The following is a 24443-nucleotide window of genomic DNA, read 5'->3' as shown; positions in this document are numbered from 1 at the left end:
CCTCAGATGTAGTCGTCCAGGTGACCATTATATAATATGTCCATGACCTTATCTATCTTTTCCTTCACCTCTTCCACTGTGCTGCCAGTTATGTTGACATGGCCCATCTTCCTCTTCCTCCTGACCTCGTCCTTCCCGTACCAGAAGGGGTGGGTGTCCCCAAGCGCGAGTATCCTCTCCCTGGCAGCAGCGTCCAGCGGGCGGCCAAGTATGTTGACTATGCCCGAAGGGACGAACTGCATGGGTTCATGTACGGGCAGCCCAGCCACTGCACGCACGTGCTGCTCGAACTGCGATACAGAGAAGCCGAAGAGCGTGTGGTGGCCGGTGTTGTGAACCCTGGGGGCAAACTCGTTCACTATGAACCTGCCACCCACATTGTAGAACTCTATGCCCATAACTCCAACATACGAGAGAGATGCCATGAGCCTGAAGGCTATGTCCCTCATCTCGCTCCCCCTGTAAGGCCCGTAGTTGTAGACGAGTATGCCGTTCCTGTTCAGGTTGAACGAGGGCTCAAATGCACCCATCCTGCCGTCGGGAGTCCTGTAGCAGATTATGGACGCCTCGTTTTCATACCTCACGAACTCCTCCACTATTGCCTTCCCGGCCCCTTCCGGCACCTCGTCCCTCCGGCCGTCAAAGAAGTAGTACTGACCCTTTCCATCGTAGCCGCCCTCGCACATCTTGACCACACAGTCACCCATGTCCTTCACTGCCCTCATGATCTCGTTTTTCCCGTCCGCCACCACATAGCGTGCGGTGGGTATGCCGTGCCTGACGTAGAACTCCTTCTCGAGCGAGCGGTCCCTCTTCAGCTTCACAGGGAGCAGTGATGGCCTCAGCTTGTTCTGCTCCTCCGCGTACTCCAGGGCCCTGCCGTCAACGTGCTCGAACTCGTAGGTCACGTACTGTGAAGAATCGACGAATTCCCTGTAACCGTCTGCCCTGAAATAGCCGTGGGCGAACCTTACAGCGGGCCCTTGGGCGGTGTCACAAACGGAGAACCTGAGGCCCAGGGGAGTACCTTCCAGCAGCATCATTAGGCCCAGCTGGCCAGAGCCCAGGATCCCGAGGTCGAATTTCTCGGGCATCTCACTCCACCCTCTGTGCAAGCACCTTCTGTTCCTGTTCCTTCATGTACTGGGCCAGCTTCTCCTCCACCTCCCTGTACCTGATGGACAGTATCCTGAGTGCCAGGAGTGCAGCGTTGACTGAGTTCCCTATTGCAACGGTGGCTACCGGTACCCCTGAAGGCATCTGGACTATGGACAGCAGGGAGTCTATGCCCTTGAGGTGCCTGCTGGGAACAGGCACGCCTATGACTGGGAGCGTCGTCATGGACGCGGTCATGCCCGGGAGGTGGGCAGCGCCGCCCGCAGCTGCTATTATAACCTCGTATCCCTCTTCCCTCGCACTCCGTGCGAACTCATACATGAGGGAGGGGGTCCTGTGTGCGGACACGACCCTGACAGTGGTCTCGATGCCAAAGTCCCTCAGCAGCTTTATGCCATCGACCAGGTGCTCATAGTCACTTTTACTGCCCATTATGACTGCAACCTTAGGCATGCTTCCCAATCCCTGCAGCACTTATAAACATCCACTCCACCACCCCACCCGGCATTGCCGAGATCAGGTGCCCAGAGGGGCGGATGCCTGCGGGCGTATCATGGGCCACAGCCCAATGCAACACGACATGGGTTCCGGTGCAATCCGGGCACATTGCATCCTCATCATGCTATCAATGCCCCTTCAGCGCGCCGCCACCGATACCACTGGGGCCGTCGCCAACAAGTGCGAGGGCCTCACCAAGGGAGTGGACCTCGCCAGAAGAGGCCTTGCGGATCCTGTTCATTATCGCGAGGCCAAGGCCGCCCTCACCGAACTTCTGTATGAAACCTGCCCTGCTCCCCCTGGTCTCCAGTGCGAGGAAGGCCGAGAAGAGGTTCCTGGCAACATCCTCCATGGTCAGGCCGAGGTCTATGCAGTCCGCCCTGCACACCCCGCACACGGAGTGCTCTGCTATCACAGTTATGTCCTTCCTACCCGTGGCGCACAGCTCCCTTATGGTATCCACGTCTGCCATGAACATCTGTACAGAGGGAGAGTAGTGCCTGTACTTCATTCCCGGGGTGAGGGCAACCGGGCTCAGCCTGAGTCCCCTGGCCTCATCCGTAACCTCTATCTCCCCGAAGTGGCGCTCGAGGAACTCCACCGGGTACCCACCTGGCCTAAGGAGCCTCGGTGTCCCTCCCCTCATGTCGAGTATCGTCGATTCCACCCCTATCCTTACCGGGCCACAGTCGTAGATGAGGTCGACCCTTCCGTACATCTCTCGGATTGCCTGGGAGGAGTCCACTATGCTTGGCCTCGTGGCAAGGTTCGCGCTGGGGGCAGCAATGGGCACACCGCTCTCCCTTATGAGTGCCAGGGCCAGCGGGTTATCAGGCATCCTCACCGCCACGTAGGGCGACCCCCCTGTGGTTACATCGGGCACCACGTCCCTTTTCCTGACAAGGACAGTTAGCGGGCCGGGCCAGAGTGCTTTCAGAGCGCTTACCAGACCTTCTGGCGGGTTCTCTGCCACCCTCAAGAAGCCCTCCATATCGCACACGTGGACGATGAGAGGGTTATCTGCAGGCCTGTTCTTTGCCCTGAACACCTTCAGGCAGGCCTCGGCTGACAGCGCGTTGGCACCGAGCCCGTACACGGTCTCGGTTGGGAATATCACGGTGCCGCCTGCCTTAATCACGGATGCCCCCTTCCTCACCGCCTCCATATCGGGGTGCCACTGGTCTGTACGGACTACAACAGTCATTACAGGGCTGTATTGCAATGACGGAATTAAGGTTGCCCGGCCTTCTGTGGTTTCAAAAGGTTATTATCACAAGAGAAAATGGGAGCAGCATGCCCATTTCACTGGACTCCTACGACATCACGCTCGATATCGACTCGAAGGAGCACAGGATAAGCGGAACGGAGACGATAATAGTACTGAAGGCAGAGAGCCAGGTCAGGCTGGACGCTGTAGACATAGAAGTGACGGGCGTGAGCATTGACGGCAAGAGCGCGGGCTGGAGGGTGGAGGGAGACCAGGTCGTCATAGATGCTCCCACGAGGGATACATTCGAGCTCACTGTGTCCTTCACGTCCAGGATATCCAACGGCCTACAGGGCATGTACGTTTCGAGGACTTCCTACGGGGAGATGTTCACAACGCAGTTCGAGTCCACCGGGGCCAGGCACCTCTTCCCCTGCGTCGACAACCCAGCCTGCAAGGCGCAGTTCAGGCTATCGCTGATCATAGACAGCGACCTGGAGGCCATCTCCAACATGCCTGTCAGAACGGTGCAGGACCTGAAGGGCAAGAAGAAGGTCACGTTCGATGAGACGCCGAGGATGTCCACCTACCTCCTCTACATAGGTGTGGGCAAATTCGATTCACGTTCAGTCAAGTGGAAGGGGAAGGACATAATCCTCGCCGCTCCGAAGGGGCACCTATTATCCACGGACTTCCCCCTTGAGGTGGCGCAGAAGGTGCTCGAGAAGTATGAAGAGTACTTCGGGATCGAGTACCCGCTGCCGAAGATGCACCTGATAGCAGTGCCAGAGTTCGCCGCAGGGGCCATGGAGAACTGGGGTGCCATAACGTTCAGGGAGGTTGCCCTACTAGTGGGCCAGTCAACAAGCACTGCAATGAGGAGGAGGGTGGCCGAGGTCATAGCACACGAGATAGCGCACCAGTGGTTCGGGAACCTCGTGACCATGGAGTGGTGGAACGACCTCTGGCTCAACGAGAGCTTCGCCACGTTCATGGCTTACAAGTTCATAGACAGGCTCTTCCCGTCATGGGACGTCTGGGGCACGTTCGTGCTGAGCGAGACACAGCAGGCCCTCAGGGGGGATTCCCTGCAGTCCTCCCACCCCATACAGGCAGACGTGAAGGACCCTAGCGAGATCGCACAGATATTCGATGAGATCTCGTATGGAAAGGGTGCTAGCATTCTGAGGATGATAGAGAGCTTCATCGGGGAGGAGAAGTTCAGGGACGGGATTAGGAACTACCTGAAGGAGCACATGTACGGGAATGCCAGGGGATCCGATCTCTGGAACTCCCTTGAGAAGGCCTCCGGCAAGCCTGTGACCAGGATAATGGAGGCGTGGATAAGGGAGAAGGGGTACCCGATAATCACGGTGGAGAAGGCTGGAGGAGGCTACAGGCTGAGGCAGGAGAGGTTCCTTCTCAGTGGTGACCACGAAGGCACCCTGTACCCCGTGCCACTCACCATTGCAAGGCAGGGCGGAGTGGAGAGCATACTGATGGAGGCGCCCGAGATAATGGTAGGTGGTGATGGCTTCAGGCACATCAACCAGGGGAGGAGCGGCTTCTACAGGGTCTTCTACACAGGGGACGCTTCAAGGGAGGTGCTGGGCAGGCTTGGTTCCATGAGCAACCTCGAGAGGCTTGGCCTGATCAACGATGCCTTCGCCGCACTGCTGTCAAGGAGGCTGCCAGTGGACGGATACCTTGAGGTGGTCTCTTCCTACATGAACGAGAGGGACTTCATAGTTGTGGATGAGATATCATCGGAGCTCCTTTCACTTACCCTCATCCTGCCATTCCACCAGGGACTCAGGGACAGGGCAAGGGAGTTCATGAGGGCACAGCTCCAGAGACTCGGAGAGAAGAAGGAGGGGGAGAACGAGAACGATACCGTGCTGAGGAGCTCACTGCAGCAGAAGCTCGTGATGGTAGACGATGACTACGCCTCCAGCCTGTCTGAGCTCTTTCCAAGGTACGGCGATATCGACCCGGATGTGAGGGGTGCAGTGGCTATGGCCTTTGCCAGGTCGAAGAACTCCTTCTCGCCACTCACCCTTGCCCTTGAGCAGGCGCAGTCCGATGAGGACAGGGTGAACGTCATTAGGGCCATGGGCTGGCTACAGGGCGATGAGCTGGGGAAGTTCAACAGACTGGTGGAGGAGGGTAGCGTCAAGAAACAGGACTTCTACGTGTTCTACATCTCCTGTTCCATGAACCCCTCTGGAAGGCAATTCTCCCTCAGGAACCTGGAGTTCCTGCACAGCAAGATGGTGGAGTACTTCAGCGGGACGGGCTACGAGGGCACCGTTCTTGAGGCCATGATACCCCTCATCGGCCTGGAGGACGAGGGTGAGACCAGGAAGAAGGTGGAGGCAATCAGGGGCCAGGAAAACAGCATGGGCATAAGCAAGGGGCTGGAGCTCCTTGCCATATATTCATCTCTCAGGAAGGAGGTCCAGGGTGGCTGATCCGGCATTCCATTCCAGATTCTTTTAATGCCCGATGGCATCTCCACGCATGGAGGTATCCAGTTACGACCTCAGGTTCGACATAAGGGATGATGGCTCCTACGATGGGATTGAGACCGTGAAGATGGTCTGCCACGGGGAGCCCATATACCTGCACTCTTCAGGCCTATCGATTGGAAGCATTTCCGTGAACGGAAAGGCCGTTTCCTTCAGGGAGGACACTGAGAGGGAGATGATCCTGATAGAGGGCACATACTCCGGTGAGTGCTCCGTATCCGTGGCGTTCTCGGGCAGGGCCAGTGAAACGCTGCAGGGCTTCTACTCCGCGAAGACGCCAAGCGGCCCAATGTACACGACGCAGTTCGAGTCTACAGATGCCAGGCGCATGTTCCCTTGTGTTGATGAGCCATCCAAGAAGGCAAGGTTCAGGGTCACTGTGACAGTGGGAAGGGAACTTGACGTTGTATCGAACATGCCTGTGGACAGTGTCCGTTATGAGGGTGAAAGGAAGGAGGTCAGGTTCAGGGAGACACCGAGGATGTCCACCTACCTCATATACATAGGGGTTGGAAAGTTCGACACCAGGTCCACGGTGCACAATGGAGTCTCCATAGGCCTCGTGGCACCTAAAGGTAAGCTCACCCGGTCGGACTTCCCGCTCACCGTGGCGGAGAAGTGCCTGGACTTCTACGAGGAGTACTTCGACATAAAGTACGCTCTACCGAAGATGGACCTGATTTCCGTGCCAGAGTTCGCCGCAGGGGCCATGGAGAACTGGGGTGCCATAACGTTCAGGGAAATATACCTAGACATAGATGAGAGGACGAGCTTCCAGAACATGAAGCTCATAGCGGAGGTCATAGCACACGAGATAGCGCACCAGTGGTTCGGGAACCTCGTGACAATGGAGTGGTGGAACGACCTCTGGCTTAACGAGAGCTTCGCCACGTTCATGTCTTACAAGGTAATAGAGAGGGAGTTCCCAGAGATGGCCGCTACGGAGGACATGGTGAGGCTGCGCACACAGTCTGCACTCATGGGCGACGCGCTCAGGTCCTCCCACCCCATACAGGCAGACGTGAAGGACCCTAGCGAGATCGCACAGATATTCGATGAGATCTCGTATGGAAAGGGTGCTAGCATTCTGAGGATGATAGAGAGCTTCATCGGGGAGGAGAAGTTCAGGGACGGGATTAGGAACTACCTGAAGGAGCACATGTACGGGAATGCCAGGGGATCCGATCTCTGGAACTCCCTTGAGAAGGCCTCCGGCAAGCCTGTGACCAGGATAATGGAGGCGTGGATAAGGGAGAAGGGGTACCCTGTGCTGACCGTGAGCAGGAACGGAGACAGCCTGCATGTTTCGCAGAAGCAGTTCCTGCTCCTGAACGACGTGACGGACAGGAGGTACCCTGTGCCCATCACCGTTGTCCGGGAAGACAGGGTGGAGAGCGTCCTGCTGGAGGGCAGGGAGACCCAGATCGGCTTCATGGGGTTCAGGAAGCTTAACCACATGAACACTGGCTTCTACAGATCGCTCTATGCCGACGAACTCCTCGATCATGTCCTTAAACACGCAGGATCGGCCAGCAGGATAGATAGGTGGGGCATCGCTAACGACGCCTTCGCATTCCTCCTGTCCGGCCTCTACGACCTTAACAGGTACTCCAGGGTTGTGGATGCACTTTCACAGGACACGTCTTTCATGCTCTCCGACGAGATATCCAGCCAGCTTGTCAGGCTGTGGCTCGTATGCGGTGACAGCGTCCTGCCGCTGGCACGGAGATACTTTGACCAAGCCATATCGCACCTGGGCCTGAGGCCCCGGAAGGGGGAGAGCAGGGATGCACTTCTGGCCAGGGCATCCGTGCTCACGGGCGCATCGACAATAGGCCTGGATGTGGCCAGGGAGATCGCGGACATGGTGGGGGACATGCAGAGCATAGAGAGCGAGGTACACCAGGCCATACTTATAGCGTACGCCAGGACCACGAACGATTTCGATACACTCTCAAAGATTCTTGCCGGGGCCAGGACAGAGGAAGCGGCTGTGAAGACAATAAACGCCATGGCGTGGCTATCTGGGCAGGACAGGTTCCAGGCGGTCTTGGGCCTTATCAGGGAGGGAAAGATAAAGAGGCAGGACTCCTGGAGGTTCTTCGGGCCCGCGGGGGAGAACCCCGCTTTCAGGGAGCAAATGGCCACCCACGTATCCTGGGTCGTGGACTACCTGAGGAAGAACTACGGCGGGGCCAGGGCCAGCAGGACCCTGGAGGCGGTAATACCTTATGTGGGCCTCGACCAAGACATAGGTGGGAGCCTGGCTGCCATAGAGGGCAGGGACACCACCGTTGGGATAAGGAAGGGCCTGGAGGTCCTGGAGGTGCACAGGAGGCTGAGGCAGAGGGTCAGGGGCTGATTCAGAAGCCCCTGGATATGTTCAGGCCATCCACCAGCACATATGGCATGAGGGAGGCCGAGATCTCCTCCCACCACCTCGTGTACCGCATGTCCGACGATGCCTCAATGACGTTTCTCAGTATCGAAGGCACGGAATCGCTTATCCTCATGCCCTCCCACCTCTCTTTTATCTCACCACGCCTCACCAGGAATACCCCGTCCCTGGGCACTGTGGAGAACGTGCCGCTGCGGTAGTCCTGGAACCTGGTATACCATGTGTTGCCTATCACTATACCGTTCTCAATTTCATCCAGGATCTTCTCGTGGTCCCTACCCCCTGGACCCACCTGAAGCTGCCAGGCATGGGGGTAGAGCACACCCGCGTTGCCCGTGCTCTCCCTCCCGTGCTTCCTGCCGGTTGAGTAGGAGTGCATGAAGGTCTTCAGGGTGCCGCGCTCGATGAGGGCCCTGTTCCTGGTCTCGGTGCCCTCGTCGTCAAATGGTGTGTACCCTTCTCCCTTCCTGTCCTGCGGCACATCCCAGAGGCTGAACGCCTCTGATGCCACCTCCTTCCCCTCCATGCCTATGAAGCAGCTAAGGCCGGTGTCCACGGAATATGAGGAGAGGAAGCCTTCGGAGTATGTCATGAGGTTTCCGAGCACGTGCGGTGAGAGAAGAACAGTGTACCTGCCCTCCTCACCCTTCTTTCTCGGCACGCTGAGGGAGGCGGTCTCGCCAGCCCTGCGGCCCAGCGCACCGGCCTGCCTGCTGTCCACAGTGCCCTCCGGGCCAACATGCGTCTGCTCCTGCCCGGTGTCCCCGTCTCTGAATGCCCTGACGACCATGTCCAGCGATACTGCCCTCACCTTGCCGTGGAAGCCAGGGGTGTATGTCTCCTCCAGGACGTCCCGCCTGTAGACTGTTCCCGCGGCCCGCTGCGCCCCTCCTTCCAGGGCGCCGGAGACCAGTGCGTCGGCTATGTCGTTTATGTCCACGTCCAGGTGAGCTTCGTGCACGAACGACCTGTCTCCGCTGTTAGGGGCTATCCCCATGTAGTTGGGGTTTTCCGGTGAGGCTTTGAGTGACCTGACGAGATCCTCCAGGTAGCTTTCCGTCACCAGGTGCTGCTGAACCGATGTGGACACCACCCTTGAGCCCACCGAGGCCAGGATGGAGACAACGTGCTCACTCCATATGCTGTTGAGGTCCTTTGAGTTCTGCGAAAACCTGACCTGTTCCACGCTGGCCTCGGACACCTGCACTATGTACTCCTCGACGCCCAGGAGGCGCAGTGCCTTCACTATGGACTCTGCATCCAACCCGATCACCTACTTTATGTATATATGCCTCAGCCTCATGTGGGGGCCGCCCATCCATACCTCGACTCCCTGCTCCGGGTCACCCTTTCCGCAGGTGCCCGCACTGAACTCCAGGTCCTTGCCGACAGCATCCACTGCTGAGTAGAAGCTGATCGTGTCCGTCTCTATCACGGGCCTCCTCACCCTCCCGACTATGTCCCCCCTCTCTATGAGGTAGGCGTCCTTGCCCACGTACTTCTCGTGCAACCTTATGTCGTCTATGTTCCACTCCGTGAAGGATTTGATGTATATGCCCCTGGATATGCCCTCGAAGAGCTCCTCAAAGCTGTGATCCCCGGGCTCTATGTATGTTGTGCTCATCCTTGCCAGGGGCTCCATGTTCCAGGCGGATGACCTGCCACCGCCGTTGCTCTCCAGGCCGAGCAGCGAGGCGCTCTCCCTGTTCAGGATGAACTCGTTCGTCATGCCGTGCCTGTACAGATAGCGCTTCCTGGCCGGCACACCCTCATCATCATACTTGTAATAGCCGAAGCTGCCCTCCATTGTCGGGTCGTCCACAACAGTCACGGAATCGCTCCCTATCCTGTATGGAATGGGCTTGCCTGTCAGGAAGGACTCGCCGGCCTGGGCCCCCTCCCTGCCCACGATCCTGTCGTATTCCGTGGGGTGGCCACAGGACTCGTGTGCAACTATGCCGGATATCTCTGGGCCCACAACAACGTCGAAGTAGCCCCTCTCCACCCTGGGGGCCACCGTGCTCTCCCTGAGGCCCCTTATGTCCTCCGATATCCTTTCCATAAGGGAGAGCCCATCGAAGTACCGCCTGCCCTGTGTTGTACCGAACTGCTCGAAGGACTGCTCAAACTCTCCCTCTTCAACCACACCTATCACATAAAAGTACTGTGTGCGGACAACCTCACCCTCTATGTCCGTTCCGGCAGTGTTCACAAAGTGCTCGAACCTTCTCCCCACAGACATCGCGTGAGTGCTCACCTGGGCACCTTCATTCATGGCGTGCCTGTCCATGTCCCTAACGAAGGATAGCATGTCAGCTGTGTCCATTTCTGTGTCCGTGCCTGCTGACCACCTGTCCTTAACGGCCTTTCCGACCCATATCCTGTTCTTCCCGGGCTTCATGGAGGTGCGGATCACCTTCTCCACAACATCCCTGGCAAGGCCCCTGTCCTCCCTGTCTATGAACCCCATGGATATGCTCCTGTTCAGCGCGCGTATTGCATAGCCGCTCGATACAGAGCGGTCCATGCCCTCGTACTCCCCCCTGTTGAACGAGACGCTCTTGCCCTCCTCCCTCATGAAGCGCACCTCCGCGTACTCCGATCTTGAGGAGAGGAGCGAGAGGAGGAAGTCTGCGAACTCTCCAGCCATGGGCTACCTCTCCCTCAGCTTCTCTAGCCTGCCTTCGTAGACCTCCAGTATGTGTGAGAGGCACCTGGCGTAGTCCCAGCCATAGTCGTTCACAGTTATGTTTATGGGGCCGCTGACGAGCCTTGTGCGCAGTGAGTACTTCACTCTACCGCCGCTCTCGTACCTCTGCACGTGTATCTTCAGGACGCCGCTGTTCCTGTGGGCCATCTTGAGGAGCCTCTGAGCAGCCTTTCCAACGAGGAAATAGGTGGCATCGTATAGGTCCTGGTCTCCCGATGACAGGCCGCTCACCTCAAGGGTGAGTCCCTCCTTTTCCTTCTTCGTGTCTATCGCATCTATCACGTCAGAGACCCCGATTATTCCAACCACCAGGCCAGAGCCATCGACCACCGGCAGGATGTGCAGCCTGTTCCCCACCATGAGGGCGCAGGCCTTGGCCACAGTGTCGTTCTGCGATACCGATACGGGGTTGTCCATGAGGGAGCCGCATGAGATCTCGACCTTCTCCTTGACACCCGCATAGTCGCCCTTCCCCATCCTCTGCTTATCCCTGAGGACCGTGTTGGCCGCGATCTCGTCCATCCTGAGTATGCCCACAAGCCTTCCGTCCTTGGACGATACGACCGGTATCTCCGATTCCTCCAGCTGCCTTATCCTCTCTGCCGCTATGGACACGTCATCCTTCTCTGTGACAGTCACCGGGTCCGTGGCCATGAGGTCGAGGACCCTGACCCTGTCGGCCGGCATGACCTCTCCGATGTGCTTCATTATGTCCGTCCTCGATACTATGCCCACTAGTTCATGCTTATCCACCACCGGGAGGGCAGGGAGGCCACTGTCACGGAGGACGTCCACTGCGTGCAGCACGTCATCCTCCGGGCTGAGCACCGGGGTCTTGACTATGTAGCCCTCCACCTTCGCGTCCATGTGGACGCTCCTCCTGCGCAGTATGTCCCTGTACGTGATCATGCCAACGTAGTTCTTCCCGTCCAGGACAGGGAGCTGCTCTATATCGCTCTCCCTCATCCTGTGTATTGCCTCGGAGATCCTTGAATCGATCCTCTCCACCTCTGGGTCCGGTGTCATTATCTCTCTCACTTTCATGCGCATCACCAGAACTGCATCTTCTCCTTTGCGACGACCTCGGAAACTTCCTTCCTCACGTCCTGGCCCTCCACAGCCCTCTGCATGAGCTCCGCTATCTCCCCCATGTCGGAGAGTCCCATCCTCGTCACCTCTGAGAGGCCCACACGTGCCTCCCTGTCTATTATGATCATGTTCTCTTCCAGCACCCTGCTGACCCTCACGCAGCTGCCGCCCTTGACATATGCGGGGTCACGGTCAAGTATGACCTGGTGGGAGCTGGTGAACCAGGGGGCATACTTCACCGTGAAGCCCCTCTCGGAGAGCTCAGAGGCCATCTTCCTGGCGTTGGCCACCACCTTTCTTGCGTACTCCTTGCCATGCCTCTTCATCTCCTCCACGGCCACGCCCAGGGCCGCCACCCTGTTCGGGTGGTAGTTGTCCATGGTGCGCCAGGTCACGTTCGCCCTTACGTTCTCGAATACGTCCTCGTCGTTGGTCAGTATGACCCCGCCCTGGGGCCCGAAGAAGGTCTTGTGAGTTGAGCCCAGGAGTATGTCGCAGTACCTTGAGACGTCTGGCTGGAACTCACCTCCGGCTATCAGGCCCATGACGTGGGAGCCGTCATATATCACGAGGCTGCCAGACCTGTCCGCTATCTCCCTCACACGCTTCAGGTCATAGGGCCTCACGAAGAATGACTGGCCCAGCACTATGGCCCTGGGGCTTATGTTAGACACGCTCTTCTCCAGGGCAGTGTAGTCGATCTCCTGCCTTTCCCTGGAATAGGGGATCCTGTAGCTCTGGAAGCCCAGGATATCTGGTAGGAAGCCACGTACGTAACCCGTGTAGCCGCCGTCCTCCTCGTATATGGCCATGATGTTCTCCCTCCTCCTCACAGTGGCCAGGAGGGCTATCTCGGCCGCTATGTGGCCGCCTATGGGCCTCACCTCTGCGAACCTGAAGCCGAACAGCGAGGATACCTCCCCCTCCACCTGGTGCAGTATCTCCCTTGCGAACCTCGTGCCGCCGTAAGCATCATCTCCGTCCTGCTCCAGCGAGTACCTTGAGATCAGGTCGGATGACATGGCCTTCCTCACGTTTGGGCTGACCACGTTCTCAGAGGCCTGGAGGTTTAAGGCTGATGCCCTGAACTTATCGTGCCTGTCCACAAGATCGAGTATGGATGACATAGACACACCTTTAGAACGCACAGCCGGCACAGCAACATCATCCCCGTGCGTACCGGCGTGCATGCTTAGAAATCCCTCAGGAAATATTTAACCTTGTTCAGGCGTGATCTGCCCGCCGGATACAGTCAGCCTGGCAAATCCCCTGCATTGCATGAAGGGGGTGCACATGACATAACAGGGGGGCGAGATGCATAGGGGAGCGGGCGGCCCAAAAATGTGGGGAGTAATTAAATAACGTTATATTGTAGTGGAGCATTTTAATCACAATGCAGCTCAGAATGAGGATCCTCGTGGCCTCCTACAGGAGGGAGGACGTGACCATCGAGCTCTACGGCAGGACCGACGATGGCATGTCCGTCACAGCGCTCTACTATGGCTTCAAGCCTTACTTTGACCTGGTGGAGCCCGAGGATTCTATTGTAGAGGAGATGAAGAACGACCCGGAATACTTCAGGATGGAGGAGAAGACACTCTGGTACATGGGCAGGAACAGGCGCGTGGTGCGCTTTTTCATAAACTCGCCGTGGAAAGTCCCTGAGTACAGGGAGAGGTACAAGAAGTTCTGCCCAGTCCTTGCTGCTGACATACCTTTCCACCACAGGTTCATCTATGACATGGACCTGGGCTCATGCGTTTACATAGAGGGGGAGGAGGAGAGGGATCCCAGGTACTCCACAGACCTGGTGCTCAGGATATCGAAGATAGAGAACACAGATGAGTTCAACCCCAAGCTGAAGGTCCTCTCCATAGACATAGAGAACGCCATACAGAAGGAGAAGAACGATGAGTGGGGCAGGATATTCACCGTGGGCTACACGCTGAAGTTCGGGGACAAAATCGAGCAGGGCGCCATAACCGACGACGATGAGAAGAGGCTCCTGGAGGAGTTCGTGAAGAAGGTAAGGGAACTGGACCCTGATGTGATAATAGGTTACAACATAGACGGGTACGACATGCCTGTGCTCCAGAGCAGGATGAAGAAGCTGGGCGTGAGGTTCTCCATAGGTAGGGACGGGGGAGTCCCCAGCCGTGTCCAGGGGAGGTTCTGGAGGCTGCATGGCAGGGTCATATCGGATGTCTGGTGGTCCGTGAAGAAGATAATGCACCCAAAGAGCGAGACCCTAAACTACGTGGCAAAGGAGCTCCTGGGCGAGGGCAAGGACAACATAAACAGGCTCAAGATAGAGGAGGAGTGGAGCAACAGGAGGGACGATGTCATCAGGTACTGCATAAAGGACACCTACCTCACTGTGGAGGTGTTCGAGCGCCTCAGGGTGCTTGACAGGAACATGTTCATGTCCACGGTGACGAGGCTGCCGCTTGACGACGTGACGAACGGGGGTACAAGCAACTACGTGGACTCGATCCTCATAAGGAGGGCAGACAGGCTGAACATAGGCGTCCCCCTCACTGCCAACGAGGAAAAGGAAGAGAAGATACCCGGGGGTTACGTTCACACCATAGTCCCAGGGCTCTATTCCAACGTCGTTGTCCTGGACTTCAAGAGCATGTACCCTTCAATGATAATGAAGTACAACATATGCTTCACCACCCTGAGCCCTGAGGGCACGATCGTAGCCCCCTCAGGCGCCAGGTTCCTGGACAAGAGCGTCAGGGAGGGCCTCATTCCGTCCATACTCCGCGACCTCATGGAGAAGAGGGACGCGGTCAAGAGGCTGATGAAGTCCAGCACGGGCGAGGAGAGGGAATACTGGGACGGCATACAGAACGCGATAAAGGTACTGATGAACACGTTCTATGGGGTGATGGCGTCGCCGTTCTACAGGTTCACGAACGTTGACCTGGGCAGCGCGGTCACCAGCTTCGCAAGGGACACCATAACGCGCCTGATAGACAGGCTTGAGAAGAGGGGCTTTAGAGTCATATACGGGGACACTGACAGTGTGTTCATCGAATCTGGTGCGAAGAGCGTCAAGGAAGCGGTGGAGCTTGGCAGCAGGCTCAGCGCGGAACTCTCCAGGGAGGAGGGGGTGACCATAGAGTTCGAGAAGGTCATGGACCCTCTGTTCTCCCATGGGGCAAAGAAGAGGTACGCGGGCAAGATAGTGTACCCGGAGGACGCAAAGGGCACGATCCTTGTCAGGGGCTACGAGACCAGGAGAACGGATTCCTTCGACCTGCAGAGCGAGGCCCTGGCCAGGGTCTTCGACCTCATACTGCAGAGGGACATCGAAGGTGCAATAAACTATTCGAAGGACATAGTGCGCAGGGTGCTCAGAGGGGACCCATCAATACCGCTGGAGAAACTCGTCATATCAAGGAGTGTCAAGTCTTTCGACAGTTATGAGCAGGAATCGCTTGCGAACGTACGCGTGGCCAAGAAGCTCATAGAGATGGGGGAGACCTTCGTGCCTGGCATGAAGGTCTCATGGATCGTTACTAACAGCAGGAAGTCGCCCCAGGAGGTGGAGCCGTACATAGACGGGACAGAGTTCAGGGGAACTCCTGACTGGGAGTACTACGCCAGGAGGATAGAGGAAACCCTGAACAGGGTGCTTGAGAGCCTGCAGAGCGAGATATCCGTGATATCGAAGTCCAGTGGACAGAGGAGCCTGGATACCTTCGTGGAGCAAAGGGCTGAGGAGAAGGGACAGAAGAAGAACGTCACCCTGGACAGCTTCTTCTGAGGTGGTTGCCCTGATAGACGCAGTTGTAGTGGGCGCTGGCCCCTCTGGCTCATACGCCTCCTATCTCCTCTCGAAAAAGGGGTTCAGCGTTGTCCTCCTGGAGGAGCACGAGGACGTGGGAAAGCCCGTGGAGTGCACTGGCCTGGTATCGGAGAGGGTCTTCAGGATGGTGAAGAGCGGGTCCAAGGTCAACGCAGTCAGCGGGGCCCATATCCACTTCCCCAACGGGGAGAGCATCCATGTGGCCAAGTCCGAGAAGACCGTAGTCATGGACAGGGATGAGTTTGACAAGGACGCTGCGGGCATGGCTGTGGGTGCAGGCGTGGACCTGAGGGTTGGGGCAAGGGTGACAGGCGTCACTGCAACGCACAGGGGGGCAAGGGTGACGGTGCGTGAAGGTGGAGACCTCAGGACCCTGGACTGCCGTGTGGTGGTCGGGGCAGACGGTGTCAACAGCGTGGTCAGGAAAGAGCTCTTCGGTGAGGTACCGGGCAGGGTCATAAGCACGTACCAGGTGGATGCCTCTTACAGGATGGAGGATCAGGACAGCGTCGATGTGTTCCTGGGCAGCGGGTTCAGTTCAGGCTTCTTCGCGTGGGCCACGCCTGCGGGCCACCTCTCAAGGATAGGGCTCGGCGTGTACCACAGGAATGCCACGGCCTATTTCAACAGGCTCATCTCCATGTTCCCGGGTGCAAGGGTGCTCGGAATAAACGGCGGGGGGATACCGATCAGGTACCTGAAGAGGACCTACAGGGACTCTGCGCTCCTGGTTGGAGATGCTGCAGGCATAGTGAAGCCTCTCTCTGGCGGAGGCATATACACCGGCCTCGTTTCTGCGTCTGCTGCTGCGGAGACCCTGGAGAAAGCCCTGGAGAGCGACGACCTCTCGGCCAGGTCCCTATCGAGGTACCAGAGGGCCTGGAAGAGGAGGCTGGGCATGGAGCTCTCCTTTGACTACCTGGTGCAGAGGTTCTTCACGATGCTCTCAGACCGCGCCCTGGACGCGATCTACAGGGAGGTCTCGAAGCCAGAGGTGGTGAACCTCATAAACTCGGTGGGCGATATAGACTACCCGTCCAGGGTCGTGCTCAGGGTGCTCATGAAAAACCCTTCTATGGTGTTCAACTTCCTCCGCGGTAAATGAACAGGATCTATTACGTGGCGCTCCTTGTGCTTGTGACCTTCATATGGGGCGTTACGTTCCCGATGATCAAGGTCGCGCTGGCCTCGGTTGAGCCATCCCCATTCCTGGCCCTGAGGTTTGCCATATCAGCAGCCCTCCTCCTGCCGTTCGCCCTGCGGAGGAGGGGTTCGTTTTCCCTCACCAGCTCAGTCTACGGCCTCATATCTGGTGCCTTCCTCTTCGCAGGGTACTTCTTCCAGACCCTGGGCCTGGACTACACCTCACCCGCACTCTCCGGCATAATCACAGGCCTGTACGTGATCCTGATACCCATCTTCTCTCTCCTCATCCTGAGGGCGCCTGTGGCCAGGATGGATATAGTTGCATCTGTGCTGGCGCTCACAGGCCTCATCGTCATGTCTGTGACGAGCCTCTCCTCGCGCAGTACCTTCCTGGGAAACATGCTCACAGTGGCCTGCGCCGTTGCCTACGCCCTTCAAACCATCTACGTTTCCAAGTACACGTATAAGGTCGATTCCGTGACCTTCACCTTCTACCAAATGGCCACAGTTGCAGCACTCTCCTCGGTCTTCGTGCCCATCACAGGGGAGAGGTTCACAGTGCCGGGGAGTTACGCATGGTTTGCGATAGCCTTCACCGCTGTCTTTGCCAGCGTACTGGCCTACTACATAAACACCGTCGCGCTGAGATACATAGAGCCAACCGCGGCAGGTGTCATATACACAGGCGAGCCGGTGTTCGCCGCACTCACATCCTACCTCTTCTACGGCGATGCGCCGGGATACCTGACGCTCTCCGGCATGGCCCTCATGGTCGCCGCCATGCTCCTGACAACCCTGGACAAGTACATCAGGTCTAGGGTGCACTGACATCCGCGTGGCTCCCGGCGCTGTGGTGCACCTTCACCGCCACTCCCTTCCTGTAAGAGGCCATCTCCAGGCCAGAGACCGAGGCCTTGCCCACAGCAAGGAGATCGTCCCCCTCACTGACAACGAGGGTCTCGTTGCCGGCCACGATCTCCGGGTCAAAGTCCACTATGAACTTGAAGAAAACATTGTAGCCAGCCCTGTTGAAAGCCTCGCTCTCCCTGTTCACAAAGACACGTAGCCTTTTCCCACCGATGCCCTGGTGGAGCCTCCTTGCCCCCTCCATCGTCAGAGTGAACAGGCCGTCCTTGGGCCTCATCGTTGCCACCTGCACCCCGCCATAGGATATGGTGCGGATGCGCCCTGTTGCCCTGGACTTCACTATCTCCGTCCCGTCCGGGAAAAGTACCCTGCCAGCGCCCTTCCCGAACTGGTAGTCCGCGATTGCCCTTACCTTCTCCAGGTCAAAGTCCCTCAGCCTTTGGCCTTCTTCTTCCAAGGGACTGCCCACATCAGGGATTAGCCTTGCCTCCGGCCCAACGTACTGCTGCACGGGGTAGGTGTCCTCAAGCTCCATTGGCACCCAACCGTGCATCCACTGCACCAGGAACGGCCTCTGGCTCCTCTCGTACCTTGATATGACTGCGCCCCTGTTTCCCTCATATTCGGCCCTGGGGACGAAAACGGGGTCTCCGCCAACGAAACTTTCCAGGAACCTTGACAGCCTAACCGCAGACGGGTGTTCAAGGGACCTGGTGTCCAGGTACATGAAGGAGTTCTTCTTCGATACCTCCGTGTATCTCTCGAGGAGCCTTGAATAGGAGCGCAGGGTCCTGAAGGCCTCGAGTAGCGTGGGGTGCGCCATGGCCTTCGACTGCACGTATTCCCATAGCGTCTGCTCCTCAATCCTGATGCGCACCTCACGGATCTCGCTGAAGAGCGCGTGGAGGTTGTGCAGGCTGAACCAGTAGAGCCTCTCCCTCTTGTCCATGGCAGCTATGTCCCTCTGCTGCATGTCCCTGAGTGGGCTCCAGTACGGGAACTCAAGCACCTCTGACGCATCCCGGGTGCCATCGGGAAAGAGGAGGCGGCCGTCCCTTGCGTACTTCACATAGGAGGCGGAATCGAAGATGTCCACGCCAAGCAGAACTGCCATGGGTATGAACATCGGGTGTCCCCCGCCGAAGAGGTGTATTGGCCTGCTGAAGGGAGCATTCACCTTTGAGTTCACTATGATCCTGACCAGGTCCGCATAGCGGTAACTCTCCAGCAGGGGCACGACACCCCCTATGGGCAGGTAAGTGGCCTTGCTGCCGGACATGAGTTTTGCGGAATAGGCCCTGAGGTCATCGTATATGGAGCCCTGTATGGGGCCGGCCAGGAGCGAGTCGCCCGGGTCCACCTCGTCGACCCTTGCCCTCGTGACCTCTATGGCCCTCCTGACCTGCTCGTAGGGGTCTTCCGGCTTCGTGAAGACGTCCAGTATCGTTACGATATCACTCCCTATGGACTTCTGGAACTCCACCATGCCGGCGTTGTCGTACTCCACACCACCGTAGACGTAGCTCTGGAAGGTGCCGCTGTCGGTCATTATAGGCCCGTCAAAGGACAGCATCGAGTGCAGGCCTGAAGATAGCGCCTTCTCTCTCAGTTCGGCGTTCCTCCTTATTATGTAACTGTTCGTTATTATGGCCCTGACCCCTATCCTCTTCATCTCCGAGGGGCTCACGACTATGATGTTTGGGTTGATCACCGGCATGACCGTTGGCGTCTCCAGTTCACCGTGTGGTGTTGAGAACCTGCCTATCCTGGCCAGCCCGTCCCTGAAAAGGACCTCCATGCCCTCATCACTGCGAGACATCCCTGTACCCACCCTTGTTGTGTTGCGATGCCTTATGGAACTGTCCCTTAACTAAATGCCCTTTGTGCTCCAGGCATCAGCTCCCCCGGTCAGCTGAAGTAGTACTCCCCGCTTTCCCTCTGCGACCTGTCCAGGCTGCTGCCTGGCTTGTTTATCCTTGGCCTCTTCGTCTGCTGGTCACGCCTGAAAGTAACACCAGCGTCTGAGAGGAACATGTTCATTCCCGAACGCATGTCCATCGGGCCGAAAGCCTCGCCGTGCCTTCCGCCCTCCCCCCTGAAGACCATGAGTGAGTCGGAGATCAGGTCTATGAAGTACACATCATGGTCCACCACGAGAGCGCTCTTCCTGTTGTTCTCCATGACCCTCCTTATGACCTTGGCGGCCTCCATCCTCATGGCACTGTCAAGGTGGGCTGACGGCTCGTCTAGGAGAAAGAGGTCCGCGTCCCTGGCAAGGGTGATCGCTATGGAGAGCCTCTGTAGCTCGCCGCCGGAGAGATCCTCGACCTCAAGGTCCATGAGCTCGTTTATCTGGAGGGGGTGCATTATCTCGTTGTTCACAAAGGTGTCCGCAGACCTTTCCTTCAGGGCTTCCCCTATGAGGTCTGCAACTGTGCCTGCATAGTCCACGCTTATGTACTGCGGCTTGTAGGCGACCCTGACTGTTGATGATACCGCCCCCGTGTCAGGCTGCATTATGCCTGCCAGTATCTTCACGAAGCTCGTCTTGCCGAGGCCGTTCCTCCCCAGCACGCCGACCACCTGCGTGAGCCTTATGGAGCCGCTCCTGGCCCTGAGTGTGAAGTCTCCAAGCGTTTTCGATACGTTCTCCCAGCTCACCAGCACAGGCGCATTGACATCCCTCCTGAGCGTGCGCTCCTGGAAGTCTATGGAGCTCTCCCTGATCCTGACGTTTTCCTCCCTAAGGTATCCGGACAGGAACTCGTTGACAGCCTTGTTTGTTGACTTCTGCTCCGTTATAACGCCGTAGGCGCCCGGCTTTCCATACACTATGTGGACTGCGTCGGCCATCCAGTCCATTATGGCAAGGTCGTGCTCGACCACAAGCACTGTCCTGTCCCTCGCGAGCTCCTGCACCACCCTGGCCACGCGCAGCCTCTCGGTTATGTCGAGGTATGAGGACATCTCGTCCATTAGGTAGACATCCGCGTCCTTCAGCAGGGCCACGGATATTGCCAGCTTCTGGAGCTCGCCGCCAGAGCACTTATCGATATCCTTGTCTAGCACACCCTCCATGGACATGAGGGAGACGACCTCATCCATGCGCCCCGATTGATCTGCATTTGAAAGTGCGTCCCTTATCCTGCCCTTGACAACCCTTGGGATCAGGTCCACATACTGGCTCTTGAGCACCACCTTCTTCCTGCCAGAGTAGAGGTCCCTGAAGTACTGGCCCATAACCGTGCCGGAAAGCCTCTTTACCACATCGTCCTTTGAGGGTGGTTCCCTGAAGTTGCCGAAGTTCGGGATCGTGTTACCTGCCAGTATGCTGAGCGTTGTTGACTTCCCCATACCGTTCTGACCCAGTATGGCTGTCACCTTCCCCTGCTGGACCACCGGCAGTGAGTAGAGCCTGAACGAGTTCTCCGAAAACTGGTGTACCTTCTCCTTCTCCAGCTCGTCAGGTATACCGACTATGGTTATTGCGCCGAATGGGCAACGCCTCACGCATATGCCACAGCCTATGCACAGTTTTTCGGTGATGAGTGGCTGCCCCTCTGCATCCGGGAACTCTATTGTTGGCGTCCCGCTCCTCACTGGGGGGCAGTAATACTGGCACTCGTGGTTGCACTTCTTGGGGTGGCACCTATCCCTCCTGAGGACTGCAATGTGCAATAGCACCACCTAGCTGGCCTTCCAGTACTCATCCGGGATCTCTTCATAGAGCTGCGATTCCTCGCTCTTTACCTCCTTGACGTCGTTCACCTTCATCCTGGCCAGCTCCATTATCCTCGGGATGTTCAGGAGCCAGTAGTGGATCCTCCACTCCCTTCCGTCGTAAAGGGTGGTCTCCTCCCTCTCCGTCTGCAGCACCCCTATGTCCTCCATGGTGTAGAAGGCATCCCTGTCCTCCGGCTCGAGCATGTTGTCTATGACCCTGTCGCTGTAGCCGAAAAAGTTGATTATGTGTTCCGCGGCCTCCATGGATTCCTCTTCGCCCATCCTTTTGTTCTGCAGGCTTAAGCCCTTCCTGATTGCCATCGCCAGCTCATCTATTGTCGTGTAATTGCGCTCCGTGTTGGGCCTTGCAAGCTCACCGGGAACCATACATAACCTCTCTGAGTGTAAATTTTACAATTGCCACTCATTTCACCCAGCCTAATAATGTTATCCCATACACACCCGTTAAATACATATCTGAATACATTTTAGCCGGCTGAACGCAGGAGTGCATATATGATCACATGCGATCCATGAGATATAAAGGTTGATAGCACCACGGCCCTACACCTGGGCATACACACTACATTTATATACAGAAAGTTATGTTTTAAGAATCATGGCAGTTCTGGCTGCTTTCCCGGCCAGGAGCAGGTTCAGAGGTGATGGGAGCAGGGATGCGTCCGTGGAAGTTTATTCAGACAGAGAGATGAGGATAGACGGCGTTGAACTGCTGGAGAGGTTCCAGGAGAAGGGGAGAGATGTGTGGCACTATGTGACCAGGGGCCCTGCACAGGATGTCAGGTCCCTGCTCATAGAGCTCTCGCAGTACGGTGAGGCCACCAGGGCCGTGGTTGACCGCATGCTCAAAGACCTCTCGAAGCCTCTTGAGGTGCCCATGGTAATGGGGATAATCAACGCCACACCCGATTCGTTCTACGAGGGTTCCAGGGTAGGTAGCGAACCGGTGAAGAAGATCGAGGAAATGCTGGACCAGAAGCCAGACATAATAGATGTTGGCGGCGAGAGCACGAGGCCAGGCTCTGACCCTGTGCCGCCGAAGGAGGAGATAAAGAGGCTAAGGCCTGTGGTCGAGTACCTGACAGAGGTCTCCGATATACCTGTGTCAATAGATACCAGGAACCCTGAGACGCTTGAGGACATGCTGCGCTACGACATTGATTACGTGAACGACATAACGGGCTTCACGAATGAGGCCATGCTGTCCCTGACGACGTCCGCTGACCTGAAGTGCATAGTCATGCACATGCGCGGAGACCCGAAGACCATGCAGAGCATGACCGATTACAGGGACGTTGTATATGAGGTTGCCTCCTTCCTCCAGGCACAGGCAAGGAAGATCATTGAGGTTGGCGCGGAACCAGAGAGCATAGTGGTTGACCCTGGCCTGGGCTTCGCCAAGGACTCTGTGCAGAACATGGTACTGATATCCAACATGGAGTGCTTCAGGTTCGGCTTCCCGCTCCTCGTTGGGGCGTCCAGGAAGACCTTCATAGGCAGAATAACCGGCAGGGATGTTAATGACAGACTTCCCGGGACGATAGCATCTTCCATATTCCTCATGGAGAAGGGCGTAGACATACTGCGTGTCCACGACGTCAGGGAGAACAGGGACGCACTAAGGATGTACCTAGCAATGAAGCATTTCAGGGAGGAGGCATCCTAGACCTGCACTCCCTGCAGACGCCGTTCATGATTATGCTGACGCTCTCTATGCTGTGCTCAGAGGTAATGAGAGCGTTCTGCACCTCCTCGCCCAGGGGCACGTCAAAGATCCTCCCGCACACCCTGCATACCATGTTGCCGTGCAGTTCGGTGTTTGTCTCGAACCACATGGAGCCGTTGGCCTCAAATGACCTGACGGCGCCGGCTTCCCTAAGGGCCCTGAGTATATTATACACTGTGGCAAGCGTGATGGTGGGCTCCTCCTCCTTTGTGCCCTGGTAGATGTCCTCGGCCTTGAAGTGTCCCGGTGAGTGGTCCTCAATGTACTTTATGACCGTTAACCTCTGGGGTGTTATCTTGTACCCTGACCTCCTCAGTAGATCCACGTACTTTCCTGAGACCATTTAAAAAGACATCGTATCTTTATTTATAAGATTTATTAGGAAATTGTCAGTATTTCTTATGTCTTATTACACTGTATGCACACCCTCAGAGGAAAAGGTGAGCAGCCATCGCGTGATTTCCCGTGGCCGCTGCCAGCAAGGCCGGTACCAGGAGGGCCAGGATGTAGAGCCAGCCGTACCTTCTGTTGTGCCTGAGGGCAGCCCTGTGGTACCAGAGGGGCCAGCCGACGAAACCCTCAGGAGGCCTCTCCGGCCTGGGACTCCTGAAGACCCTCACTGCATAGATCAGGAGTGGGAGGTTTGCGAATATGATTATTGACGTTATGGGTAGGGTACCGAGGAGGATCTCGACCACAGGAACGATGTACATGGCAACTATTATGGCTGCCCCTGCGTACAGGGCCCTCCTCCCGCCAAGGAGAACTGGCATAGTCCTTATTTTCCTGGACCTGTCGTATTCCTCCTGGTCTACATGCTTCCCCCAGAGTATGCTCATGACACCGAGGCCGTACGGGGTGCCCACAAGCACCGACTGATAGAAGAAGTGGCCAGTTATTGCATAGACGCCACCGGAGACCATCACCGGGCCCCAGGCGAGGAAGCTCGCTACCTCACCGAGGCCGTAATACTTCAGGGGCTTCGGTGCGGCATCGTACAGGAAGAGGAGTGCCAGGCCAGCTGCGAGGAATGCCAGTGTGTATATCCCCGACATGTATGTCAGGGCACCGGCTATTGCCAGCCCTGCCAGGAGTAAGAGGACTATGGAGAGCCTCGCCTCCTCCCTGGAGAGGATGTTGTCAGCTATAGGGTGTATCGTGTACATGCGGCGCGGTGAGTCCGGGGTGTCGTCCCCGCGGACATACCCGAAGTAATCGTTGGACAGGTTACTCAGGGCATGCGCTATCAGGAAACCGAAGAAGACCAGGATAAACCTCTGGACACTGAACGCGCCGTAGATGTAGGAGAGGATGCCAGATATGATCGCTGCCTGCGCTGATATGACCAGGATCACGCTCCTCGCCGAAAATAGGAACCTTGAGATGAAGTCGTAGTCCTCCGGCCTCCTCCTGTCGTAGAATCCCCTGAAGGCGGAGTACCACATGATGAGGCGGTTCTTCCTGATGTTTTCCTGCCCGGCCATGCGGCATAATCACCGGGGCGGTTAAAACTGTATCTAAAAGGTTCTTTGAGGGGCTCGCATTTGATGGGGAATGTAACAAAATTATTATATATATTGAGCAGTATTATGTCTGA

At 57.0% G+C, this 24443-nt stretch carries 18 protein-coding genes; 6 read left to right on the top strand and 12 right to left on the bottom strand.

Features of this window, described 5'->3' with window-relative positions; all coding sequences use genetic code 11:
• Positions 1 to 2: 2 nt before the first annotated feature.
• The 3 genes from IEW66_RS02695 to IEW66_RS02685 form a co-directional block, all read right to left on the bottom strand.
• Positions 3 to 1094 (bottom strand): 5-(carboxyamino)imidazole ribonucleotide synthase, encoded by a 1092-nt coding sequence (locus IEW66_RS02695; protein WP_188680096.1) that lies wholly within the window; start codon positions 1092 to 1094, stop codon positions 3 to 5.
• A 1-nt stretch (position 1095) separates the two neighbouring features.
• Positions 1096 to 1569 carry a 5-(carboxyamino)imidazole ribonucleotide mutase gene (gene purE / locus IEW66_RS02690; protein WP_188680093.1) on the bottom strand — a complete coding sequence of 158 codons (474 nt, stop codon included), beginning with the start codon at positions 1567 to 1569 and terminating at the stop codon, positions 1096 to 1098.
• Positions 1570 to 1741: 172 nt separating this feature from the next.
• Positions 1742 to 2818, bottom strand: coding sequence for an L-threonylcarbamoyladenylate synthase (locus IEW66_RS02685; RefSeq protein ID WP_188680092.1), 1077 nt, complete (start codon positions 2816 to 2818; stop codon positions 1742 to 1744).
• A gap of 89 nt (positions 2819 to 2907) precedes the next feature.
• Between IEW66_RS02685 and IEW66_RS02680 the strand changes: the two genes are divergently transcribed.
• Both IEW66_RS02680 and IEW66_RS02675 read left to right on the top strand, forming a co-directional pair.
• Positions 2908 to 5292, top strand: a complete 2385-nt coding sequence (locus tag IEW66_RS02680) for a M1 family metallopeptidase (protein WP_188680090.1) — start codon at positions 2908 to 2910, stop codon at positions 5290 to 5292.
• A gap of 49 nt (positions 5293 to 5341) precedes the next feature.
• Positions 5342 to 7711 carry a M1 family metallopeptidase gene (locus IEW66_RS02675; protein WP_188680088.1) on the top strand — a complete coding sequence of 790 codons (2370 nt, stop codon included), beginning with the start codon at positions 5342 to 5344 and terminating at the stop codon, positions 7709 to 7711.
• A gap of 1 nt (position 7712) precedes the next feature.
• Here IEW66_RS02675 and IEW66_RS02670 read toward each other — a convergent pair whose 3' ends face one another.
• The 4 genes from IEW66_RS02670 to IEW66_RS02655 are packed head-to-tail and all read right to left on the bottom strand — an operon-like array spanning position 7713 to position 12673.
• Positions 7713 to 9011, bottom strand: coding sequence for a metallopeptidase TldD-related protein (locus IEW66_RS02670; RefSeq protein WP_188680086.1), 1299 nt, complete (start codon positions 9009 to 9011; stop codon positions 7713 to 7715).
• A 9-nt stretch (positions 9012 to 9020) separates the two neighbouring features.
• Positions 9021 to 10397: a TldD/PmbA family protein gene (locus IEW66_RS02665; RefSeq protein ID WP_188680084.1), complete on the bottom strand. Its 1377-nt coding sequence runs from the start codon at positions 10395 to 10397 to the stop codon at positions 9021 to 9023.
• Positions 10398 to 10400: 3 nt separating this feature from the next.
• A complete protein-coding gene (locus tag IEW66_RS02660) occupies positions 10401 to 11501 on the bottom strand; it encodes a CBS domain-containing protein (protein ID WP_188680082.1) in 1101 nt (366 codons plus the stop codon).
• Between the two features lie 5 nt (positions 11502 to 11506).
• A complete protein-coding gene (locus IEW66_RS02655) occupies positions 11507 to 12673 on the bottom strand; it encodes an aminotransferase class I/II-fold pyridoxal phosphate-dependent enzyme (RefSeq protein ID WP_188681181.1) in 1167 nt (388 codons plus the stop codon).
• A 266-nt stretch (positions 12674 to 12939) separates the two neighbouring features.
• Between IEW66_RS02655 and IEW66_RS02650 the strand changes: the two genes are divergently transcribed.
• From IEW66_RS02650 to IEW66_RS02640, 3 genes are read left to right on the top strand one after another with little or no spacing between them, the layout of a single operon-like run.
• Positions 12940 to 15321 (top strand): DNA-directed DNA polymerase, encoded by a 2382-nt coding sequence (locus IEW66_RS02650; RefSeq protein ID WP_188680079.1) that lies wholly within the window; start codon positions 12940 to 12942, stop codon positions 15319 to 15321.
• Position 15322: 1 nt separating this feature from the next.
• Complete coding sequence (locus tag IEW66_RS02645) at positions 15323 to 16468, top strand: geranylgeranyl reductase family protein (protein WP_229657455.1); 1146 nt, start codon at positions 15323 to 15325, stop codon at positions 16466 to 16468.
• Positions 16465 to 17337: a DMT family transporter gene (locus IEW66_RS02640; protein ID WP_188680077.1), complete on the top strand. Its 873-nt coding sequence runs from the start codon at positions 16465 to 16467 to the stop codon at positions 17335 to 17337. The genes IEW66_RS02645 and IEW66_RS02640 overlap by 4 nt, the downstream gene beginning before the upstream one ends.
• Here IEW66_RS02640 and tgtA read toward each other — a convergent pair.
• From tgtA to IEW66_RS02625, 3 genes are all read right to left on the bottom strand, one after another.
• Complete coding sequence (gene tgtA, locus IEW66_RS02635; RefSeq protein WP_229657454.1) at positions 17324 to 19195, bottom strand: tRNA guanosine(15) transglycosylase TgtA; 1872 nt, start codon at positions 19193 to 19195, stop codon at positions 17324 to 17326. The two genes, IEW66_RS02640 and tgtA, sit on opposite strands and share 14 nt — an antisense overlap.
• Positions 19196 to 19284: 89 nt before the next feature.
• Entirely contained in the window at positions 19285 to 21054 is a 1770-nt protein-coding gene (locus IEW66_RS02630) for a ribosome biogenesis/translation initiation ATPase RLI (protein WP_188680076.1), read from the bottom strand.
• Between the two features lie 9 nt (positions 21055 to 21063).
• Complete coding sequence (locus IEW66_RS02625; RefSeq protein WP_188680073.1) at positions 21064 to 21486, bottom strand: DUF6015 family protein; 423 nt, start codon at positions 21484 to 21486, stop codon at positions 21064 to 21066.
• A 232-nt stretch (positions 21487 to 21718) separates the two neighbouring features.
• Between IEW66_RS02625 and folP the strand changes: the two genes are divergently transcribed.
• On the top strand, positions 21719 to 22786 hold the full coding sequence (folP, locus tag IEW66_RS02620) for a dihydropteroate synthase (RefSeq protein ID WP_188680071.1): 1068 nt from the start codon (positions 21719 to 21721) through the stop codon (positions 22784 to 22786).
• Here the strand turns inward: folP and IEW66_RS02615 are convergent.
• Both IEW66_RS02615 and IEW66_RS02610 read right to left on the bottom strand, forming a co-directional pair.
• Complete coding sequence (locus IEW66_RS02615) at positions 22767 to 23189, bottom strand: Fur family transcriptional regulator (protein ID WP_188680069.1); 423 nt, start codon at positions 23187 to 23189, stop codon at positions 22767 to 22769. The two genes, folP and IEW66_RS02615, sit on opposite strands and share 20 nt — an antisense overlap.
• A gap of 85 nt (positions 23190 to 23274) precedes the next feature.
• Complete coding sequence (locus IEW66_RS02610; protein WP_188680067.1) at positions 23275 to 24330, bottom strand: prenyltransferase; 1056 nt, start codon at positions 24328 to 24330, stop codon at positions 23275 to 23277.
• Between the last annotated feature and the right edge of the window lie 113 nt (positions 24331 to 24443).

It is taken from the genome of Thermogymnomonas acidicola (genome assembly GCF_014646795.1).
Lineage (GTDB): Archaea > Thermoplasmatota > Thermoplasmata > Thermoplasmatales > Thermoplasmataceae > Thermogymnomonas > Thermogymnomonas acidicola.
Note: the sequence above shows the minus strand (reverse complement) of the source record. Positions and strands in the feature narration are given on the sequence as shown.

Coding starts and splice junctions, on each gene's coding strand:
- IEW66_RS02695 (WP_188680096.1), bottom strand. CDS start 1,094: ATGCCCGAGAAATTCGACCTCGGGATCCTGGGCTCTGGCCAGCTGGGC.
- purE (WP_188680093.1), bottom strand. CDS start 1,569: ATGCCTAAGGTTGCAGTCATAATGGGCAGTAAAAGTGACTATGAGCAC.
- IEW66_RS02685 (WP_188680092.1), bottom strand. CDS start 2,818: ATGACTGTTGTAGTCCGTACAGACCAGTGGCACCCCGATATGGAGGCG.
- IEW66_RS02680 (WP_188680090.1), top strand. CDS start 2,908: ATGCCCATTTCACTGGACTCCTACGACATCACGCTCGATATCGACTCG.
- IEW66_RS02675 (WP_188680088.1), top strand. CDS start 5,342: ATGGAGGTATCCAGTTACGACCTCAGGTTCGACATAAGGGATGATGGC.
- IEW66_RS02665 (WP_188680084.1), bottom strand. CDS start 10,397: ATGGCTGGAGAGTTCGCAGACTTCCTCCTCTCGCTCCTCTCCTCAAGA.
- IEW66_RS02660 (WP_188680082.1), bottom strand. CDS start 11,501: ATGAAAGTGAGAGAGATAATGACACCGGACCCAGAGGTGGAGAGGATC.
- IEW66_RS02655 (WP_188681181.1), bottom strand. CDS start 12,673: ATGTCATCCATACTCGATCTTGTGGACAGGCACGATAAGTTCAGGGCA.
- IEW66_RS02650 (WP_188680079.1), top strand. CDS start 12,940: ATGCAGCTCAGAATGAGGATCCTCGTGGCCTCCTACAGGAGGGAGGAC.
- IEW66_RS02640 (WP_188680077.1), top strand. CDS start 16,465: ATGAACAGGATCTATTACGTGGCGCTCCTTGTGCTTGTGACCTTCATA.
- tgtA (WP_229657454.1), bottom strand. CDS start 19,195: ATGTCTCGCAGTGATGAGGGCATGGAGGTCCTTTTCAGGGACGGGCTG.
- IEW66_RS02625 (WP_188680073.1), bottom strand. CDS start 21,486: ATGGTTCCCGGTGAGCTTGCAAGGCCCAACACGGAGCGCAATTACACG.
- folP (WP_188680071.1), top strand. CDS start 21,719: ATGGCAGTTCTGGCTGCTTTCCCGGCCAGGAGCAGGTTCAGAGGTGAT.
- IEW66_RS02615 (WP_188680069.1), bottom strand. CDS start 23,189: ATGGTCTCAGGAAAGTACGTGGATCTACTGAGGAGGTCAGGGTACAAG.
- IEW66_RS02610 (WP_188680067.1), bottom strand. CDS start 24,330: ATGGCCGGGCAGGAAAACATCAGGAAGAACCGCCTCATCATGTGGTAC.